Source organism: Streptomyces sp. NPDC047072, assembly GCF_040643855.1.
Lineage (GTDB): Bacteria > Actinomycetota > Actinomycetes > Streptomycetales > Streptomycetaceae > Streptomyces.
On record NZ_JBEYVC010000202.1, the window covers coordinates 1 to 19,339 of the forward strand.

20 protein-coding genes are annotated in these 19,339 nt (G+C 69.7%); 6 read left to right on the forward strand and 14 right to left on the reverse strand.

What is annotated here, in order from left to right; all coding sequences use genetic code 11:
• Positions 1–979, reverse strand: a 979-nt coding sequence (locus ABZ896_RS45765) for an NADP-dependent oxidoreductase (RefSeq protein WP_360942907.1), incomplete at its 3' end; no start/stop codon positions are given.
• 47 nt (positions 980–1,026) lie between these two features.
• The gene (locus ABZ896_RS45770; RefSeq protein WP_360942910.1) at positions 1,027–2,514 is read right to left on the reverse strand and encodes an aldehyde dehydrogenase; all 1,488 of its coding nucleotides are present in this window, start codon (positions 2,512–2,514) and stop codon (positions 1,027–1,029) included.
• 129 nt (positions 2,515–2,643) lie between these two features.
• On the opposite strand from ABZ896_RS45770, the gene ABZ896_RS45775 reads away from it, so the two are divergent.
• Positions 2,644–3,264 (forward strand): TetR/AcrR family transcriptional regulator, encoded by a 621-nt coding sequence (locus ABZ896_RS45775; protein ID WP_360942913.1) that lies wholly within the window; start codon positions 2,644–2,646, stop codon positions 3,262–3,264.
• A 65-nt stretch (positions 3,265–3,329) separates the two neighbouring features.
• Here ABZ896_RS45775 and ABZ896_RS45780 read toward each other — a convergent pair whose 3' ends face one another.
• Together ABZ896_RS45780 and ABZ896_RS45785 are read right to left on the reverse strand one after the other, a co-directional pair.
• Positions 3,330–4,226 (reverse strand): TIGR03619 family F420-dependent LLM class oxidoreductase, encoded by an 897-nt coding sequence (locus ABZ896_RS45780; protein ID WP_360942916.1) that lies wholly within the window; start codon positions 4,224–4,226, stop codon positions 3,330–3,332.
• Positions 4,227–4,349: 123 nt separating this feature from the next.
• Positions 4,350–5,018, reverse strand: a complete 669-nt coding sequence (locus ABZ896_RS45785) for a TetR/AcrR family transcriptional regulator C-terminal domain-containing protein (protein WP_360942919.1) — start codon at positions 5,016–5,018, stop codon at positions 4,350–4,352.
• A gap of 117 nt (positions 5,019–5,135) precedes the next feature.
• Here ABZ896_RS45785 and ABZ896_RS45790 point away from each other — a divergent pair, with 117 nt between their 5' ends.
• Positions 5,136–5,903 (forward strand): SDR family oxidoreductase, encoded by a 768-nt coding sequence (locus tag ABZ896_RS45790; RefSeq protein ID WP_360942922.1) that lies wholly within the window; start codon positions 5,136–5,138, stop codon positions 5,901–5,903.
• Positions 5,904–5,912: 9 nt separating this feature from the next.
• Here the strand turns inward: ABZ896_RS45790 and ABZ896_RS45795 are convergent, their stop codons facing one another.
• Positions 5,913–6,818 carry an NAD-dependent protein deacetylase gene (locus ABZ896_RS45795; RefSeq protein ID WP_360942925.1) on the reverse strand — a complete coding sequence of 302 codons (906 nt, stop codon included), beginning with the start codon at positions 6,816–6,818 and terminating at the stop codon, positions 5,913–5,915.
• Between the two features lie 51 nt (positions 6,819–6,869).
• On the reverse strand, positions 6,870–7,337 hold the full coding sequence (locus ABZ896_RS45800) for a VOC family protein (protein WP_360942928.1): 468 nt from the start codon (positions 7,335–7,337) through the stop codon (positions 6,870–6,872).
• A gap of 158 nt (positions 7,338–7,495) precedes the next feature.
• Here ABZ896_RS45800 and ABZ896_RS45805 point away from each other — a divergent pair, with 158 nt between their 5' ends.
• Positions 7,496–8,401, forward strand: a complete 906-nt coding sequence (locus ABZ896_RS45805; RefSeq protein WP_360942931.1) for a helix-turn-helix transcriptional regulator — start codon at positions 7,496–7,498, stop codon at positions 8,399–8,401.
• Here ABZ896_RS45805 and ABZ896_RS45810 read toward each other — a convergent pair.
• The 6 genes from ABZ896_RS45810 to ABZ896_RS45835 are packed head-to-tail and all read right to left on the reverse strand — an operon-like array spanning position 8,378 to position 12,674.
• Positions 8,378–8,890 carry an NAD(P)H-binding protein gene (locus ABZ896_RS45810; RefSeq protein ID WP_360942934.1) on the reverse strand — a complete coding sequence of 171 codons (513 nt, stop codon included), beginning with the start codon at positions 8,888–8,890 and terminating at the stop codon, positions 8,378–8,380. The genes ABZ896_RS45805 and ABZ896_RS45810 overlap by 24 nt on opposite strands.
• Positions 8,887–9,948, reverse strand: coding sequence for an LLM class flavin-dependent oxidoreductase (locus tag ABZ896_RS45815; protein ID WP_360942937.1), 1,062 nt, complete (start codon positions 9,946–9,948; stop codon positions 8,887–8,889). The genes ABZ896_RS45810 and ABZ896_RS45815 overlap by 4 nt, the downstream gene beginning before the upstream one ends.
• Positions 9,949–9,962: 14 nt before the next feature.
• Positions 9,963–10,601 carry an NAD(P)H-binding protein gene (locus ABZ896_RS45820; protein ID WP_360942940.1) on the reverse strand — a complete coding sequence of 213 codons (639 nt, stop codon included), beginning with the start codon at positions 10,599–10,601 and terminating at the stop codon, positions 9,963–9,965.
• A gap of 27 nt (positions 10,602–10,628) precedes the next feature.
• Positions 10,629–11,000 (reverse strand): DoxX family protein, encoded by a 372-nt coding sequence (locus ABZ896_RS45825; RefSeq protein WP_360942943.1) that lies wholly within the window; start codon positions 10,998–11,000, stop codon positions 10,629–10,631.
• A gap of 28 nt (positions 11,001–11,028) precedes the next feature.
• Positions 11,029–11,709: an SDR family NAD(P)-dependent oxidoreductase gene (locus ABZ896_RS45830; RefSeq protein WP_360942946.1), complete on the reverse strand. Its 681-nt coding sequence runs from the start codon at positions 11,707–11,709 to the stop codon at positions 11,029–11,031.
• A 29-nt stretch (positions 11,710–11,738) separates the two neighbouring features.
• On the reverse strand, positions 11,739–12,674 hold the full coding sequence (locus ABZ896_RS45835) for an NADP-dependent oxidoreductase (protein ID WP_360942949.1): 936 nt from the start codon (positions 12,672–12,674) through the stop codon (positions 11,739–11,741).
• A 100-nt stretch (positions 12,675–12,774) separates the two neighbouring features.
• On the opposite strand from ABZ896_RS45835, the gene ABZ896_RS45840 reads away from it, so the two are divergent.
• Positions 12,775–13,479, forward strand: a complete 705-nt coding sequence (locus tag ABZ896_RS45840) for a helix-turn-helix domain-containing protein (protein WP_360942952.1) — start codon at positions 12,775–12,777, stop codon at positions 13,477–13,479.
• An 89-nt stretch (positions 13,480–13,568) separates the two neighbouring features.
• Here the strand turns inward: ABZ896_RS45840 and ABZ896_RS45845 are convergent, their stop codons facing one another.
• Entirely contained in the window at positions 13,569–15,623 is a 2,055-nt protein-coding gene (locus tag ABZ896_RS45845) for an RICIN domain-containing protein (RefSeq protein WP_360942955.1), read from the reverse strand.
• 107 nt (positions 15,624–15,730) lie between these two features.
• Positions 15,731–16,768 carry a LacI family DNA-binding transcriptional regulator gene (locus ABZ896_RS45850; protein WP_360942958.1) on the reverse strand — a complete coding sequence of 346 codons (1,038 nt, stop codon included), beginning with the start codon at positions 16,766–16,768 and terminating at the stop codon, positions 15,731–15,733.
• Between the two features lie 437 nt (positions 16,769–17,205).
• On the opposite strand from ABZ896_RS45850, the gene ABZ896_RS45855 reads away from it, so the two are divergent.
• Both ABZ896_RS45855 and ABZ896_RS45860 read left to right on the forward strand, forming a co-directional pair.
• Positions 17,206–18,516, forward strand: coding sequence for an ABC transporter substrate-binding protein (locus ABZ896_RS45855; protein ID WP_360942961.1), 1,311 nt, complete (start codon positions 17,206–17,208; stop codon positions 18,514–18,516).
• Positions 18,517–18,524: 8 nt separating this feature from the next.
• Positions 18,525–19,339: sugar ABC transporter permease (locus ABZ896_RS45860; protein WP_360942964.1), on the forward strand; the 815-nt coding region annotated here is incomplete at its 3' end.

Consider the following 19,339-nt stretch of genomic DNA (forward strand, 5'->3'; position numbering starts at 1 on the left):
TGCCGGTCGCCTTGCTGTTCTCGAAGACGATCGTGGCCGTACCGGCGACGGCGGTCGTGGGCGCCTCGTTGTACTTGGTGATGTCGTCGCCGGCGTGACCCGCTTCGACCGCGGCGAGCGCCCTCGCCGCCTCGGCGAAGGGCACGACCTGGGTGACGCGGGGGTCGAGCGCGCCGGACGCGACGAGGTCGGCCAGCGGGGCGAGCGTCGCCTCGGTCTGCGTCACCTGGTAGTAGCCGCCGCCGAGTTCGGCCGCCGCCGTCGGATCCACGGCGGTGACGACCCTGGACCTGTCCGCGGCGAGCGGGGCGACGGCGTACAGGGAGTCGCCGCCGACCAGGTCGAGGACGGCGTCCACGCCGTTCGGGGCGAGGGCGGCGATGCGGTCGGCCACGCCCTCTCCGTAGGTGACGTGGGTGGCCCCGAGGGAGGAGACGAACTCCGCCTTCCCCGCGCCGGCGGTGCCGATCACGGTGGCGCCCTCGGCGCGGGCGAGCTGCACCGCGGTGGCTCCGATACCGCCCCCGGCCCCGTTGACCAGCACGGTGTCACCGGGCTTGAGGTTCAGCAGGGCTATGCCCTCGCGGGCGGTGGCCGCCGACACCGACAGGGTCGCGGCGTCCGTGAAGGACACGGCGGCCGGCTTGTGCGCCGCGGACCCGGCCGGCAGCAGCGCGTACTCGGCGTAGCCACCGGTCAGCGGCAGGGCGCCGAAGACCTCGTCGCCGACGGCGAACCCCTCGACCCCGTCGCCGATCGCCTCGACGACGCCCGAGACCTCCGAGCCCAGGACCGCGGGCAGGGGGAGGGGAAGGACCTCGCGCAGGTAGCCCGCGCGCACCTTCCAGTCGACCGGGTTCACACCGGCCGCGTGCACCGCGACCAGGAGCTCGCCCGGTCCCGGAACGGGTTGGGGCAGGTCGGCGAAGGTCTGCTGCTCGGGGCCGCCGTACTCGGTGAAGACGTATGCCTTGGGCATGGTTTTCTCGCTCTGTTGGGTGGTGTGATGTCTTTTCCGGTCTCGCGCTAGAGCGTGATGACCGGCTCGCCGTCGAGGAAGATCGCGTGCGTGTTGAAGTAGGCGTCCAGGCCTTCGGGGCCGAGTTCGCGGCCGTAGCCCGACTGCTTGACGCCGCCGAACGGCACCGCGAGGTCGATGGTGATGCCGTTGTTGATCGAGACGGTGCCGCTGTGGATCTTGCGGGCGACTTCCAGGGCGTGCTGCTCGTCGGTGCTGAAGACGGCGCCGTTGAGGCCGAACTCGGTGTCGTTGGCCAGCCGGATCGCCTCGTCCTCGTCGCCGTCGGGGTAGGTGAGCACCGCGGTCACGGGGCCGAAGATCTCCTCCTGTGCGACCCGGGAGTCGGAGGTCACGTCGGTGATGATGGTCGGCGTGACGTAGTAGCCCTTGTCGAAGCCGGGCGCGCGGCCACCGCCGACGGCGAAGGTCGCGCCTTCCTGGCGGGCCGTCTCGAAGAAGCCGAGGACCTTGTCGTAGTGCGCCTTGTTGATCATCGGGCCGACGTCCGACCGGGGGTCGGCCGGGTCGCCGACCTTGAGCTGGGCGAACGAGGCGGCCAGGGCGCCGACGATCTCGTCCTTGCGGCTCTCCGGGACGATCAGCCGGCTCGGGTTCGTGCACACCGCGCCGTTGTTGTTGGTGATGTTGATCGTCAGGGTGTAGACGATCCGGTCCAGGTCCGCGTCGGGCAGGATCAACGCCGGGGACTTGCCGCCGAGTTCGAGGGTGACCTGCTTGAGCGTGGGCGCGGCGGACGCGGCGATCGCTCGCCCGACCCCGGTCGAGCCGGTGAAGGTGACCTTGTCCACGCCCGGGTGGCTGACGAGTTCCTGGCTCTGCTCGGGACCGGCGGTCAGGACGTTGATCACGCCGGCCGGCAGGCCGACCTTGAGGGCGGCGTCCGCGACGTAACCGGCGCTCAGCGGTGAGAAGTCGGACGGCTTCATGATGACGGTGTTGCCCGCCAGCAGGGCCGGGGGAAGCTTGAAGGCGGCCAGGCCCAGCGGCGCGTTCCACGGCACGATCGCCGCCACGACGCCCACCGGCCGCTTCTCGATACGCGCGGTGACGCCGGTCAGGCCGGTGCGGACCTCGTGGAGTTCGGTGGAGTCGGCGAGGCTCGCGTAGTAGCGCAGCATGCCCGCGAAGGCCAGCGGGTTTCCGCGGGCGGCACCGAGGACCAGCCCCGTCTCGGCCGTCACCACCGCGGCGATGGCGTCCGCGTGCCGCTCGATCTCGTCGGCGAGCGCGAGCATGAAGTCGGCCCGCTCCTTCAGGGAGAGGTGCGGCCACGGCCCCTCGTCGAACGCCGTCCGCGCGGCCTGCACCGCGGCGTCGACGTCCGCGCTCGACGCCAGCGCGACCTTGCCGAACGGCTCCTCGGTCGCCGGGTTGACCAGCGACTGGGAGCGGCCGTCCGAGCTGGGGCGCCATGCGTTGCCGATGAAGAGGTCCCGCTCGGTGACGGGGGCCGCCTGGTTCTGCTGTGCCATGGGGGTCTCCTGGAGATGGCAAAAGATTGGACAGCTGCGTCCAATTGGACGTCGGCGTCCAAAGTAGCAGATTGGACAGCTGCGTCCATAACAACGGACGGAGCCGTCCAGAATCGGTAGACTGGGCACATGAGCACTCCAGAGGGCCTCACGCGCAAGGGGCTGGCCACCCGCGCTCGCATCGTCGAGACCGCCGCGGAACTCGTCCTGGAGCGGGGCGTCAACGGGACGACACTCGAGGACGTCCGGACCGCGACGAAGACCAGCAGGAGCCAGCTCTTCCACTACTTCCCCGAAGGCAAGCCCGACCTGGTCAGCGCGCTCACCGAGTGGCAGACCGCGCGTGTCTTCGCCGCGCAACGGCCCCATCTGGACGAACTCGACACCTGGGAGTCATGGCAGAAGTGGGGGGAGGCGATCGCGGACTTCTACCGGGCGCAGCCCTGCTGGGGCTGCCCCATCGGCTCGATGGCCAACGAGCTCATCGGCAGCCACGACCAGGTCGCCGCCGCGGTCCAGCAGGCGTGGGACGACTGGCAGCGCCTGTTCCAGGCCGGGGCCGAGCGCATGATCGCCGGCGGGCTGCTCCGGCCCGGCACCGACGGTCAGCGCCTCGGCCGCTCGATCCTCGCGATCCTCCAGGGCGGGCTGCTGATGACCAAGACCACCCGCACCGACGAGCCACTCCTCGACGCACTCGACACGATCTCCCTCACCCTGCGGGCGCACGCCGCCGATCCCGTGCGCTGAGCGCACGGGAAGCCCCTGCCGCGCAGCTCGGGGTGGCGGTCTCGTATGTCATCGGTCGAGTGTCATCAGCCGAGTTGTGGCACGACCTCGGCCGCGATCCAGTCCATGGCCTTCTCCACCTGGCCGCCCACGCTGGGAATCCAGAGAGTGCAGCTGGTGAGCCCTGCCTCCGCGAGACGCCCGAGATCGTCGACCACGCTCGCGGCAGTCGGCTTCGCCCCGCCGAGCGGCCGCCGCTCGGACGGCACCTCGCCGGGGAAACCGGGCGGGCTGAGGAACTGAACGGAGGCGATCGTCAAGCGATCGGCGTCCGCGGGGTCGGCAGCCGCTTTCCGCAGACGGCCTATCTTGTCGGTGAGTTCGCCGGCGTCCAGGGCGGAGGCGTACCAGCCGTCGCCGAGCCGCACCGCACGACGCAGAGCCGTGTCGCTGTGACCGCCGACCCACACGGGTGGACCACCCGGGGTGGCCGGGGGCATTCCCAAGTGCGCGTCGCGCAGAGTCGTGAAGCGCCCGTCGAAGTCGGTGGGCCGCTGCGTCCACAAGGCCTTGAGGGCTGCGAGGTGGTCATCGGTGCGGGCTCCGCGTTCACCGAAGGGCACGTTGACGGCCTCGAGGTCATCCTGTTTCCAGCCGGTGCCGACGCCGAGAATCAGGCGGCCTCCGGACACGTAGTCCAAGGTGGCCGCCTGGTTGGCGAGCAGCACCGCCGGTGAGTACGGCACGACAAGGATCGATGTCAGCAACCGCAGGCGTGTCGTGGCGGCCGCGACGGCCGACAGCAGGACGAGCGGATCGGAGAGGTGGCCGTCGACGGCGTAACCACTCTCCAGGAGGCGGTTGCCGGCCGCGACATGGTCGAAACCGAGGTCCTCGGCATGGCGTGCGGCGCGGAGTACGGCGGCTCCGTCGTCGAGGGGCCAACGCTGCTGGAGAGAGACACCGAGGTGCAGTGGGGACACCGGCAGGCCTTTCGGTAGAGGGCAGCCATCAAGAACACCCCTTGGACGCCATCCAAGGGGTGTTCAGTATTATTGGACGGTGTCCAAGGGGTCAAGAATCGGTGGTGCGAATCCGGCCAGGCGTCAGTCGGTCGTACGTACGGCCGAGCGTCCCGTGAGGATCAGGTCGACGCCGTAGGTGAAGCGGCCGTCGAAGCTCTCCTTGGTGAGGTGGGTGATCGCCTCCGCCAGTGAGGGGAAGAGGGCGGGGTCGGCGGCCGCGGCCTCGGTGCCGGGAGTGCGGTCGGGCGACGTCTGCTCTTCGTTCACCAGGCCGACCACGAAATGGATCAGGGTCCAGGCCGTCCAGGCCACCTCGTTCGGACTGCGCCCGGTGGAGCGCAGGGCGGCGTTGAACGCCTCGGCGTAGGCCAGGGCGTGCGGACGGGCCAGCGAAAAGCCTGCCAGCGCCAGGCGGGCGCCGTCGCGACGGGAGCGCAGCGCGGCTCGAAACGACTCCAAGAGCCTGCGCACCCGTTCGTCCGGATCCCGGGGCAGGCGGGCGGGCAGGCAGTCGGCCATCATCGCGTCGGCCACGGCGGTGAGGAGGCCCGCCTTGTCCTTCACGTGCCAGGCCACCGCGTTGACCCGTACGCCCAGCCGCCCGGCAACGGCCCGCAGGGACAGCTTGTCGAGGCCGTCACCCTCCAGCACCTCCAGTGCCGCGGTGACGATCTGCTCTTCGGTGAGGCCGACATGCGCCCGGGACACCGGGGAGCCGGGCTGACCTGCCGATCTTGACGTCTTGGACATCGCCCAATAATACTCAAACCAAGAGTCTTGGACACCGACCAAGGGCTTCGGGCTTGCCGTGGTGGCGGACAGCCGTCCGTGGCGAGCCGGGATGCTCACCTTCGAAGGGACGTCATCATGGGGAAACTCAGCGGCAGGACCGCTCTCGTCACCGGCTCCAGCAGGGGCATCGGGCGGGCCACAGCCGTCAGCCTGGCCCGCGAGGGCGCCTTGGTCGCCGTGCACTACGCGCACAACGAGCAAGCCGCCCAGGAGACCGTCGGGCTCATCGAGAAGGACGGCGGCCGCGCCTTCACCGTCCACGCGGAACTGGGCGTACCCGGCGACATCGACCAGCTGTTCCACGGCCTGGAGGCCGGACTGAAACAGCACACCGGACAGATCGCCCTGGACATCCTGGTAAACAACGCCGGCGAAACCCTGGCCACCGGAACTCCCCCGGAGGAGATCTCCGTCGAGCAGTACGACAGGTTGTTCGCCGTCAACGCCAAGGCGCCCTTCTTCATCACCCAGCGCGCCCTCGGCCTGCTCACCGACGGCGGACGCGTCATCAACATCTCCTCCGGCCTGACGCGCGTCGCCAACCCCTCACAGGCCGTCTACGCGATGACCAAGGGCGCACTCGAACAGCTCACGCTGCACTTCGCCCGCCATCTCGCCCCCCGCGGGATCACCATCAACACCGTGACGCCCGGTCTCACGGACAACGGGCACGACGTCTTCAAGATCCCCGAGGTCCGGGAGCAGATGGCCCGGCAGTCCGCGTTCAACCGGCTCGGTGAACCGGAGGACATCGCCCGTGTGGTGACCTTCATCGCAAGCGAGGAGGCGGGCTGGACCACCGGCGCCTCCTTCGACGCCACCGGCGGCGGCCTCCTCGGGTAGGCCTTGCGCTCAGGCCTCTTCGGCGGCTTCCGCGTCGATGCGGACGTGCAGCTGGTCGGCCACGGTGGTCAAAGTGGCTCCCAGGGGGAGTGCCACGCGGGTGAGGGCGTGGTGGTCGCCTCGGGTGGGGTCCCGGTTGACGATGACGACGGGTTTGCCGGCCTCGGCCGCCTGGCGGACGAACCGCAGCCCGGACATCACGGTCAGGGAGGAACCCAGCACCAGAAGGGATCTCGCCTCCCGGACCAGCCGGCGGCACCGCTCGACCCGCGGAGCCGGCACCGTCTCACCGAAGAACACCACGTCCGGCTTGAGGACACCGCCGCAGACCAGGCAGGGCAGGACACGGAAGTCGCCGACCTGCGCGTCGGTGAGGTCGGCGTCGCCGTCGGGGTTGATCGCGGCGGCTGTCGGCGCGAAGCCCGGGTTGGCCTCCTTCAGACGCAGGGCGAGGGCACGGCGAGAGCCGACAGCCCCGCAGGACAGACAGACGACCCGGCTCAGGCTGCCGTGCAGCTCGACGACGTCCTCGCTGCCCGCGGCCTGGTGCAGGCCGTCGACGTTCTGGCTGATCACACCCGACAGCAGGCCGTGCCGCTCGAACGCCGCCACGGCCCGGTGCCCCGCGTTGGGGCGGGCACGACCGAAGGTGCGCCAGCCCAGGTGACTGCGCGCCCAGTACCGGCGGCGGGCCTGGGCACTGGCGGTGAAGTCCTGATAGGTCATCGGCGTGTGCCGGCCGAGGCTCCCGCCCTCGCTCCGGTAGTCGGGGATGCCCGACTCCGTCGAGATGCCCGCCCCGCTGAGCACCAGCACACCGCCCGCGCGCAGCAGCTCGACGACCGGCCCCGGATCCGTGGTGCCGGGCGGCAGATCCCCGGCAGGGGTCCAGCTCAGCGTGGGACGCATGCGCATGCCGCAAGGGTACGGGCTTGTCGGCCCCGGTTCCGGGGCCTGTGCCGTGGTCTACCGGACGGCGTCCGGCAGGTCGCCCTCCATCAGCTGGATCCGGATGCCGTCGGGGTCCAGGCAGGCGATGAAGGTCCGCTCGACGCCGTCGGGGCCGACGGTCGGCGTGCGCGTGTGCTCCAGCACCTTGCCGCCCAGACGTGCCAGACGTCCGGCCACCTCGTCGGCGTCGTCGACACGGAAGGCGAGCTGCCCGATCCCGGTGACGTTCAGGGGCTCGCGCCCGGCCCACGCCGTCGGCTGCGGGCTGGTCAGGTGGATCACCTCCACGACGAGCGTGCCGTTCTTGAGGAAGTGCACCTCGCACTCGAAGTCGTCGAACTCGTACAGCGCACCGAACTGAGGACCCCCCACCGTCAGGGAGTGAAGGTCACTGAAGCCGAGTCCTTCGGTGTAGAAGCGCAGGGAGGCTTCAAGGTCGAAGACCAGGATGCCTATGTGGCTGGGGGCAGGGGTCGCATTCACAAGGGGTCCTTTCACGGGGGCGACGCCGGTCGCGTCATGTCCTGCGCCAGCCTGCTGGAGCGGGGCAGGCGTACCCAGATCTCGGCTGTGAGTACGTTCCCGGGTCCTAGCACTGGCGGGGTCAGGCTTCCCGTCGTACGACCGTGAATACTTGACCTATGGACGGTACGGAGGAACGGCCGGAGGCCGGGGGGACCCTGGACCGGCGGGCCGGGCTCAGCGAGTTCCTGCGCACCCGGCGGGCCCGGCTGACACCGCGGGAGGTCGGGCTGCCGGAGTTCGGCCGACGCCGCCGGGTGCCCGGACTGCGCCGTGAGGAGCTCGCGCAGCTGGCGGGCGTGTCGGTGACCTACTACACACGGCTGGAGCAGGGCAACGGGCGCAATGTCTCGGCGGAGGTGCTCGACGCGATCGCGCGCGCCCTGCGGCTGAGCGACGCCGAGCACGCCCATCTGATGCAGCTCGCGAAGCCGACGGCGCGGCGGAAGAAGCCGTCGGCGCGGTCGCAGCAGGTGCGGGGCTCGCTGCGGCAGCTGCTGGACACGCTGGACGGCGTCCCCGCCTTTGTCACGGGGCGGCGCGCGGACATCCTCGCGTGGAACCGGATGGCGGCGGCCGTCTTCGGGGACTGGTCCGAACTGCCCGCCCCCGAGCGGAACTGGGCACGGCTGCTGTTCCTCGATCCCGAGTACCGCGAGCTGTACGTCGAGTGGGAGTCCAAGACGGCCGACATGGTGAGCTTCCTGCGCATGGACGCCGGCCGCCACCCGGACGACCCGCGGCTGTCCTCCCTGATCGGGGAGCTCTCGATGAAGAGCGAGGAGTTCCGGCGGCTGTGGGCCACGCACGACGTCAAGGAGAAGAGCCACGGGGTGAAGCGCCTGCGGCATCCCCTGGTCGGCGAGCTCACCCTCTCCTTCGAGACGTTCCAGCTGCCGGACGACAGCGAGCAGCTCCTGATCACGTACCACGCGGAGCAGGGGTCACCCACCGCGGAGTCACTGCGTCTGCTGGCCAGCTGGGGCACGGACGCACGAGCCTCACGACGCCCCAAGCGCGTTTGAGACCGAGGGTCGTGCACTGCGCATCGCTTCACTTCCTGCCGCCCAACGCCTCCTTCCGCATGACGTCGACGAAGCTCGGCACGCCTTGCGTGGTGCGTACGTCGATGAAGGCGCGTAGGTCTGAAGAGGAGGCTTTCGCCGGGTGCCTCCGCTCCGAAGAGGATGACCGAGGTCACGCCCACGAAACGCCGGACCCCCGTGCTCTGCCATGGCCCGTGTGATGTGAGCGGCGCTGCGGGAGTACACCCGCACAGGGCTTTCGCCCTTGGAGGCGCCGAGTGTGGAGATGACCGCGTCCTGTCCGGCCACGACACGTGCGACCGCGTCGGGGTCCAGCACATCCGCGCCCGTCACCCGCAGCCGCGGATCGCTCAGCGGGAAGGAGCCAGGTCGGCGAGTGATCGCGGTGACCGTGTGTCCTTCGGTGAGCGCCTGCCGGGTGACCTGCCGCCCGGTCGGTCCGTTCGCGCCGAAGACGACGAGCTTCACGGGCTCTCCCCGTCACCGCCGGCGGCGAGGAGCTCGGCGCGGATCTGTGGCAGCACCTTCGTGCCGAGGAGTTCGATGCCGCGCAGGAAGTCGCGCTGGGGCATGCCGCCGACGTCCATCTGGAGGATCTGGCGGGTGTGGCCGAGCAGTTGGTGCAGATGGAGGATGCGGTCGGCGATCTCGTCGGGGCCGCCGACGAAGACCATGCCGTCGGGGCCGTACTGTGCCGCGCGGTCGGCGCGTGAGGGGGCGGGGCGGCCCAGTTCGGCCATGCCCTCGGCCATCATGCGGTGCTCGTACTCCAGGTAGGTCGCACGGGCCTGGGCATCGGACTCGGCCACGAACCCGTGCACGGCGACCGCGATCTCCGCCCGGTCGGCGGGGTGCCCGACCTGGTCCCAGGCGTCGCGGTAGGCGTGGCCGTAGCGCGCCCAGCGTTCGGGGGTGCCGCCGAGGACGCCGAGGAACATCGGCAGCCCCAGCTCGACGGCCCGCCGCACCGAATCCGGGCTGCCGCCGGTGCCCAGCCAGATCTTCAACGGCTCCTCGGGGCGCGGGAAGACGGTGACATCCCGCAACGGCCGCCTGCGGTGCGGGCCGTGCCAGGTGACGTTCTCGCCCGCATTGACGGCCATCAGCAGGTCGAGCTTCGAGGCGTACAACAGGTCGTAGTCGTGCTCGTCGTGGTCGAAGAGCGGGAACGTGATCGTCGACGAACCGCGTCCGGCGACCAGTTCGATACGTCCGGGAGCCAGGGACGCGGCGGTCGCGAGCTGCTGGAACACCCGGATCGGATCGTCCGTGGACAGGACGGTGACCGCCGTGCCGAGCTTGATGCGGTGGGTGGCGGCCGCGGCGGCGTTGACCACGGAGGTGGGTGAGGACAGCGGCATCGCCCGCATGTGGTGCTCGCCCACGCCGAAGTAGTCCAGTCCCACCTCGTCGGCGAGCTTGATCGCCTCCAGTACGTCACGGAGGGCCTGGGCGGTGGGGCCGCGGCCGCCGTCGGGCAGGCGCGGGGTGTTGCCGAAGGAGTAGACGCCGAGTTCGAAGGTCATGGCGGTGTCCGGGCTCAGTTGCTGATGGCGGGCATGGCCCGCCGGTAGCGGCGGTCGGTGAGCTGGGAGACCAGGAACGCGGCGATGTCGGCGCGGCTCATGGCGGAGCCGACCTTGTCGTGGCCGAGGAAGCCGGCGCGGATCCGGCCCGTGGCGGGCTTGTCCGTCGGGTTGGTGATGCGGGCGATGGTGTAGTCGAGGCCGGAGTCGGTGACGGCCTCGGTCATGCCCTTCAGCTCGGCCAGCGCGTTGGGGAACATCAGCCCGGCCGCGACGGGCAGGACCTTGTGCTTCCAGTGCGGCTTGTCCTGGGGGTCGGCCAGCGACGGCGTGGCCAGGCCGATGAAGCGGGTGACCTGCTGCTTCTCCATGACCCGCACGATGGTGCGGGTGCCGTCGGTCACCTGTGAGCCCTTGGTGGACCGTTTCAGGGAGGGGCCGAGGGCGCTGATGACCGCGTCGGCGCCTCTGATGGCCTTCTCGACGGCGTCGCAGTCGGACAGTTGCCCGGTGACGACCGTGAGGTGGTCGTGGAAGAGGGTGAACTTGGCGGGAGTGCGGACCAGGGCGGTGACGTCGTGGCCGTCGTCAAGGAGCTGCTGGACGACGAGGCTGCCGATGGCGCCGCTCGCACCGAAGACGGTGACATGCATGAGAGACGGTTCCTTGCAGAGGGGAGGTCAGAAGCTGTACGGACCGAAGCGGCCCCAGGCCACCAGGACGGCCAGGATCAGTAGGACCGCGTTGAAGCCGATCGCGCCCGGCTCCTTACGGCGGGCGTGGGTGAGCGCGGCCAGGACCATCACCACGGCCAGACCGGTCGCGGCCAGCGGGGTCAGCACGGGGGCGATGTCGGTGGCCGCGGGCAGGATCAGGCCGAGGGCGGCGGCGAACTCGACGACGCCTATGAAGCGGACGGTGCCCTGCGAGAAGTCGGTCGTCCAGGGCAGCTGACCGGCCAGCTTCTCCTTGGGCTGGGTCGACTTCATGACACCGGCCATGGCGAACATGGCGGCCAGCACGGCCTGGACGATCCACAGGAAGACGTTCATGTAAGGGTTCCTTGGCGGAGAGGGCCGGTCAGGCGTTGAAGACCGCTTCGGAGCGGTCGCGCTTCTCGTGAAGCTCCCAGTACAGCGGGGCGATGTCGTCGGCCTCGGCCGTCGGGAAGCCCTCCGGGCCGCCCCCGCCGATCCAGACGTTGATCGCCACATGTGCGGCGTGCACACCGCTGCCGGCCAGTTCCTTGTCCAGGTTGATCACCCAGTTGCGCAGGGCTGCCGAGGCCGCGTTGACGTTGCCGAGCATGGGGACGGGGTCGACGGAGCCGCCGCCGGTGGTGAACAGCAGGGTTCCGGCACCGGCCTCCCGCATCGCGGGCAGGACCGACTGAGCGGCCGTAATGGCGCCGTAGAGGTAGTACTCGATCTGCGGCTGCAGATTGTCCACCGTGGCCTGTGAGGGAGTGGCCAGGAAGTGACCGGGCACCGGGGAGTGCGCGGCCGGTGAGTACTCCAGTACGTCGATCGCGCCGAAGCGGGCCTTCACGGCGTCCAGCGCGGCGGTCAGGGAGGGCCGGTCGAGGACGTCCGCGGTGAACGCCTCGGCGGTGACGCCTTCCTGGCCGAGCTGCTCGACCAGGGTCTGGAGCTTCTCCTTGGTACGGGAGATCAGGGCGACGTCGAAGCCGCGGCCGCCGAAGGCACGGGCGATGGCCAGGCCCATACCGGGGCCGGCACCGATGATGGCGATGGTGGGCATGATCAGGTCTCTTTCTGTGAAGCGAGGAGTCAGGAGCGGGTGACGGCGACCTTGCCGGGGGTGCCGGTGAAGGCGGTGAACGCCTCCGCGGCCCGCTCCAGCGGGTACGTCGCGGTGACCGGCACCCGCAGCGCCCCGGAGACGACCTGCTCGGCCAGGGCGGTCAGGGTCGAGGCGTTCGGGTCGGCCATGATCGGGTGGACGGTGACGTCCTCGTCCTTGACGGCGTCCGGGGTCAGGCCCGCGGGGGAGGCGATACGACCGCCCTGCCGCAGCAGGCCGGCGAGCTGGGCGCCGTCGCCCGCCAGGTGCAGCACCGCGTCCACGCCGTCCGGTGCGATCGCGCGGACCTGGGCCTCCAGATCGCCGGTGAAGTCGACAACGTGGATCTCGGTGCCGGTCAGGCCGGTGACGAAGTCGGTCTGCGCGCCGGGACGGGCGGTCGCGATCACCGTCGCACCGCGGGCGGCGGCGAGCTGCACGGCCAGCGATCCCACCCCGCCGCCGGCCCCCGCGATCAGCACCGTCTCGCCCTCGGCCAGGGCCACGGCGTTCAGGCTGTCCACCGCGGTCGCCCCGACCACGCCCAGCGCGCCCGCCTCCGTCACCGCCAGGCCCTCCGGGAGCGGTGCAACGCCGTATCCGGCGGACACGGTGACGTACTCGGCGAGCGACCCGGTGCCCAGGAACGGCTTCATCACGACACCGAAGACCGCGTCACCGACCGCGAAGCCCTCCACACCCGCGCCGAGCGCCTCGACGGTGCCCGCGAAGTCCTTGCCGAGCACCAGCGGGTAGCGGTGCTCCATCATCCCGTCCAGATAGCCGGCGGCGACGGCGAGGTCGAAGCCGTTCACCGAGGAGGCGGCCACCTTGACCAGCAGTTCTCCGGCCTCGGGGCGGGGAGTGTCCACCTCGGTCACAGCCGGGGCGGCCGGAACCGCGTCCAGGGTCACAGCGCGCATGACAGCACCTCTTCCATAAGTGGACCGGCCTTCCCGGTTCCGCTGCTGTCGAGCGTAACAGTAGAAACGGGCCGCCTGTTCCACTTAGTAGAGTGGGTGCATGACCTCCGCACCTTCCGACGCACCTTCCGACCGGACCCCGGACCAGCAGCCCGAGGCGAGACTGCGCGCCGACGCCGAGCGCAACCGCGATCTCATCCTGGCCGCCGCCCGCCGCCTCTTCGCCACGGAAGGACTCGGCGTGTCCATGGCCTCCGTCGCCCGCGAGGCGGGCGTCGGCAAGGCCACGCTCAGCCGGCGCTTCGCCACCCGGGAGGAACTCATCAACGCGGTCTTCGCCGACCGCATGGACGCCTACGCCGCCGCCGTCGCCGAGGCGCTCGCCGACCCCGATCCCTGGCGCGGCTTCACCGGCTACATCCACGCCGTCTGCGCCATGCAGGCCGCCGACCGGGGCTTCGCCGACGTCCTGACCATGTCGTTCCCCACGGCCAGGGCGCTGGAGGCCCGCCGCGCCGAGTCGTACAACGGCTTCCTCGAACTCATCGCCCGCGCCCAGAGCAGCGGACATCTCCGTGAGGACTTCGTCCCGGGGGACCTCGTCATCCTCCAGATGGCCAACGCCGGCGTCATCGCCGCCGCCGACGACTCCGCCCCCGACGCCTGGCGCCGCCTCGTCGGACACATGATCCGCTCCTACGCCGCCCCCGGGGCGCCGGTCCCCCCGGTGCCCGAAGCCCCGGAACCCACCGCCCTCTTCCGCGCCATGGTCCGCCTCGCCCGGACAGGCCCGGGCTCGGCGTAGCCGACAGCCCCCGGTGCGGCCTCACGAAAAAGCGAAGAGCGGGCGCAGTAGCACGCCCGCTCCACTCACCGATCGCCGAGCTCAGCCGCTCAGTTGATGCGGACGATCTGCCAGAGCTGGTCGTCGACGTTCAGGTCGTTCCACTGGATGACGGCCGCGCCGTTGCTGGTGGAGGACTGGGCGACACCGACGCTGAGGTTGCTGCCCACGTTCTTGAGCCGGTAGTAGCCGTTGCCGGCGTCCGTGAGGGTCCACTGCTGTGAGCCCGCGGCGGACGGCGTGTTCTGGACGATCTTGGCTCCCGCGGCGGTGGAGCCGCCGCTGATGTCCAGGTTGAGGTTGCTGTTGACGTTTCTGATGGTCCAGGCCCCGCCGGCCGCCGACTGGAAGGTGAACAGCTGGCAGAAGCAGGCGGAGTTCGAGTACTGCTGCACGGCCGTGTTGGTGGCGGTGGAGGCGGCGGGGATGTCGATGTACTTGCCGCTGTTCTTGTTGACGAGGACGTACTGTCCGGTGCCCAGCGGCGGCAGGGCCGTCTGGACGAAGTTCCAGCGCTGGCAGCCGCAGCCGCTGCCGCTCCACTGGTCGGCGGCGGTGCCGGTGGCGGTGGAGGCGCCGGGGATCTCCAGGTACTTGCCGGTGACGCGGCTGGTGAGCGTGTAGCCGCCGGCCGGGCTCGGGGCGACGGCCCACTCGTGGTCGAGGGTGCCGTTGTCGTCCCACTGCACGATCCTGGCGCCGTCGGCGGTGGACTGGTTCTCCACGCCGAGGACCTTGCCCGTGGCGACGTTGAAGATCTTGAAGTAGCCGGAGGTCTGCTGGACGAACTTCCACTGCTGGTCGGTGGCGTTGTCCGTGCTCTGCTGGGTGGCGGCCGTGCCGTTGGCCGTGGCGGCGCCCGCGATCGCGAGCTTCAGGCCGCTGTTCGCGTTGGAGACGGTGTAGGTGGCGCCGTCAGAGATACCGCCGCCGAGGTCGACCGTGCTGTAGGTGACCGGGTTGAGGCCGGTGCTGCGGCCACGCCCGCCGCTCATCACCAGCAGGCTGTGGCCGTCGGGCAGCGGGAGCAGACCGCGGCTGTAGCCGCTGGCGACGTTGGAGCGGATGTGGGTCCAGCCGTTCGCCGCGCCGTTCGTCGTGTTGACGAACAGGTCGTTCTGGTTGTCGCTGCTGACGACGAGCGTGCCGCCCGCGCCTCCGGTGGGCAGCCAGGTGACGTACGGCGCCCCGCTGGGGATGACACCGTCGGTCGCCCGCAGCACCTGGTCGGTGGCGGAGTTGAACGCCTCGGGGTCGGCGGAGATCTTGTAGTAGACGGAGCAGCCGCCCTCCGGCGCGTTGCAGTACTCGTGGGTCATCACGTAGTTGCCGTTGGGCAGCCGGGTCACCACCGGCATGCCGGGCCGGTCCGCGTAGGTCGGCTTCGTCACGTCGTCCACGACCGGACCCCAGGTCCGCAGGTCCGTGGAGACCTGGTGGTCGATCTTCTGCCCGTAGGTGGTGTCGCGCTGGTCGGAGTAGTAGACGATCAGCTTGCCGTTGGCGTACAGGAAGAACGGCTCCCAGACGGGGGTGTAGCCGTTGCTGGATATCGCCTTTCCGCCGGTGGCGATGTTGGTGACGAAGCTCCAGGTCAGTCCGCGGTCGGTGCTGGCGTACAGGTCGATCTTGGTCGCGGACCGGTCGCCGGGCACCGAGTCACCGGCGGCCAGGATGGTGCCGGCCGGGAAGTCGCCCATCGCCGTGGGCAGTTCGAACAGCTGCGGCTCCCACCGCATGCCCCAGCCGTTCTGGGTGTCGGCGACATCCGAGATCTTCGTCCAGGAGTTGCCGTTGTCGGTGCTGCGGTAGATCGGGAAGACCGGCGTGCCGGAGGTGTACTGCTCGAACGTCGACAGGATGGTGCCGTTGGCCGAGCCGTTGTGCTCAAGGCGCAGCGACCGCGGGTAGAGCGATCCGGGCGAGGGAGCGTCGGACGGCGGGGTGTACATCGTCTGCGAGGGACGGGCCAGGGCGTCCGCCCGGCCGGTGGGCACGACCATGGTCAGCACCGCGACGAGCAGGGTGAAGGCCAGGGACAGGAAGGAGACGGGACGGGAACGCGGAGCGACGCCGGGTCTGGCGTCTGTCTGCGCAGGGGACATTGCGGCTCCCAGGGGGAAGGGAAGGGGTGTTTCGGTGTCCGCCGGTCCGCAACGGCTCGGAGCGACACGGCGGAGTTCGGTGGGCGCGGCTCGCGCACGGGGGTGGTTCAGCGGGCGGCCGGCGGCGCCGTGGACCCGCGGACGATCAGTTCGACGGGTGGGTCGTTCGCCGGCGGCAGTTCGGTGTCCGGCCTCTCGATGGCGTGGAGGAGAAGCCTGATTCCCTCGCGCGACGCGGCCTCGAAGGGCTGACGGACGGTGGTCAGAGGCGGGGAGACGTAGGCGAAGACCGGGTTTCCGTCGAAACCGACGACGCTGACGTCCTCCGGCACCCGGCACCCGGCCTCCCGCAGGCCGTGGATCAGGCCGATGGCCATCTCGTCGCCCGCGACGAACACCGCGGTCACCGCGCTGTCCGAGGCCAGCGCACGACCCGCGGCGTACCCGGAGGCCGCCGACCAGTCGCCGTTCAGCAGGGGCGGTTCATGTGCGCCCCGGGCCGCCAGCGCCGCCTGCCATCCCTCGATGCGGTCCTTGGTGGCGTACCACCGCCGCGGCCCGGCGAGGTGATGGACGGTCGTGTGCCCCAGGTCCAGCAGGTGTTCGGTGGCCGCGCGGGCCAGTTGACGGGCGCCCACTCCGACGGTCAGTGTCCGGGCGGCGGAGAAGGCGGGGGGTGCTCCGACGAAGAGGACCGGCACGTCGACGCCGAGCGGGACCTCACCCTCGACGATGGGTACGGAGACGACGATGCCGTCCACGCCCTGCTCCAGGAGTGACTGCAGCGCGCCGGCGATGCCCTGCGGGTCACCGTCCGGGGTGTTGACCACGCGCAGCGCGTAACCGGCGTCCCGTACGGCCTGTTCGATGCCCACGAGCAGCGAGGCGGTTCCGTACCCGGCCGTTCCCAGGGCGACCACCCCGATGGACCGGGTACGGCCGGAGGCCAGCGCCCTGGCCGCGTGGTTCAGCCGGTAACCGAGCTCCTCGGCGGCGGCCAGGACGCGCCCGCGGGACTTCTCGGAGACATGCGGCTCGTTGTTGAGGACCCGGGAGACCGTCTTGCGCGAGACGCCGGCCAGCCTGGCGACGTCCTCGCTGCGCGGCGCCGAGGAACCGGCACCGTGCTCCAGCCCTGTCGTCATGAAGTCTCCCCATGCCGTGTGTTCTCCATCGAACGAGGTCAGTGACATGACCGCGCGGTCAGACCGCGCGGTCAATGTGTACGCATCCGCCGAGCGCACGTCAAGGGTTCTCGCAGTGCGCTTGTCGGAGCGAGACGCCTGAGACTTCCGAGTCGGGCAGGCATTTCCGCAGCTCAACCGGCGATTACCTGGCCTTGGGCGATGCGGTGGTGCGCCCTGTCTCCCCGATCTGCTGACGGTTCACCGGACGGCAAGTCTTGACAGCGGGCCCACAGAGCGTTCACGCTTCCAGGCGTCCGACGATCGTGTTTGTTCGATCGTGTTGGATTCTGGCTCTCGACCGACCCTCAAGCGGTCCCTCGACGGCCCACCCTCCGTCATACCCCCGTCCGGCTGACGTGCCCTGCCTCGGCACCGCCAGCCCTGTAGGAGCCGAAATGCACCGTTCCTCCCTTGGTCGGCCCATGCCTGGCACCAGCCGCCGCACCGTGCTCCGCGGACTCGGCGGAGCCGCGGTCCTGGGTGCCGGCATCCCCCTGCTGAGTGCCTGCGGCGGCGGTTCCGCCTCGTCGGACACCAAGACCGTCACCGTCGGCTCCAACGCGTCCGACGCCGTGCCGAAGAAGGCGTACGGCGATGTCTACGCGGCCTTCACCAAGCAGTCCGGGATCAAGGTCGACCTCAACATCAAGGACCACAACACCTTCCAGGAGCAGATCAACTCCTACCTCCAGGGCACGCCGGACGACGTGTTCCAGTGGTTCGCCGGGTACCGGATGCAGTTCTTCGCGGCCAAGGGCCTGGCCACCCCGATCGACGACGTGTGGAAGACGATCGGCGGCAACTTCCCCAGTGCCATGCACGACCTGAGCAAGGGTCAGGACGGCAAGTACTACCTGGTGCCGCTGACCACGTCGCCGTGGGCGGTCTTCTACCGCAAGAGCGTCTTCCAGAAGTACGGCTACGAGGTCCCCACCACCTGGGACGCGTACGTCGCCCTGTGCAAGCGGATGAAGAAGGACGGCCTGGTCCCGATCGCGTACGGCGACAAGGACGCCTGGCCGGCGATGGGCACCTTCGACCAGATCAACTTCCGCGTCAACGGCTACGACTTCCACGTCGAGCTGATGGCGGGCAAGGCCTCGTGGACCGACCCGAAGGTCCGCAAGGTCTTCGACACCTGGGCCGAGACCCTGCCCTACCACCAGGACGGCGCGGTCGGCCGTACCTGGCAGGACGCCGCCCAGACGCTGGTGTCGAAGAAGGCCGGGATGTACATGCTCGGCATGTTCGTGGCCCAGCAGTTCACCGACAAGGCGGACCTGGACGACCTCGACTTCTTCGCCTTCCCCGAGATCGACCCGGCGTACGGCCAGGACACCGTGGAGGCGCCGACCGACGGCATCATGCTCAGCAAGTCCCCCAAGAACCACGCGGGTTCCGTCAAACTCCTCGAATTCCTGGGCACGCCCCAGGCCGAGGAGGTCTACCTGAAGGCCGACCCGAGCCTCATCGCCGCCTCCTCGAAGGCCGACACCTCCTCGTACAGCCCCCTGCAGAAGAAGGCGTACGACATGATCGGCGGCGCGAAGCACCTGACGCAGTTCATGGACCGCGACAGCCGTCCGGACTTCACCTCGACGGTGATGCAGCCCGCGCTCCAGAAGTTCATCCGTGACCCCAAGGGCATCGACGGTCTGCTGTCGTCCATCGAGCGCCAGAAGAAGACGATCTTCGCAGCCTCGTGAACAACTCCATGAATCACAAGCGCCTGTTGACCCGTCGTGACCGTGTCACGCTCGCCCTCATGGCGGGCGTGCCCACGGTCCTGCACGTCACTCTCGTCTGGCTGACCGCGATCGCCTCGATCGGCCTGGCCTTCACGAGCTGGGACGGCATCGGCTTCGACTCCATCAAGTGGGTGGGGCTGGACAACTTCAAGCAGTTGTTCACCGACAACCCGCAGTTCTGGCCGGCGGTCGAGCACAACGTCATCTGGTTCGTCGTGCTGATCCTGATCCCGACGCCGTTCGGCCTGTTTCTGGCCGTGCAGCTGGACAAGAGCATCCGGTTCTCCCGGGTCTACCAGACCGCGTTCTTCCTGCCGGTGGTGGTCTCGCTGGCGGTGACCGGGTTCGTCTGGCAGCTGGTCTACAACCCGGACACGGGTCTGATCAACAGTCTGATCGGGGCCAACAAGCCGGGTCACTACATCGACTGGATCGGTGATCCCAAGCTCAACCTGTGGGCTGTGCTGATCGCCGCGTCCTGGCGGCACACCGGCTACATGATGATCCTCTACCTGGCCGGTCTGAAGGGCGTGGACCCCTCCCTGCGGGAGGCGTCCTCGCTGGACGGTGCGAACGAGTGGCAGACGTTCAAGAACGTCATCTTCCCCACCCTGCGCCCGACCAACACGGTCGTGCTGGTGGTCACCATCATCGAAGCTTTGCGCGCCTTCGACCTGGTGTTCGTGTTCAACAAGGGCGCGCAGGGCACCGAGCTGCTGTCGATCCTGATCACCAACAACATCATCGGTGAGTCCAGCCGGATCGGGTACGGCTCCGCGAT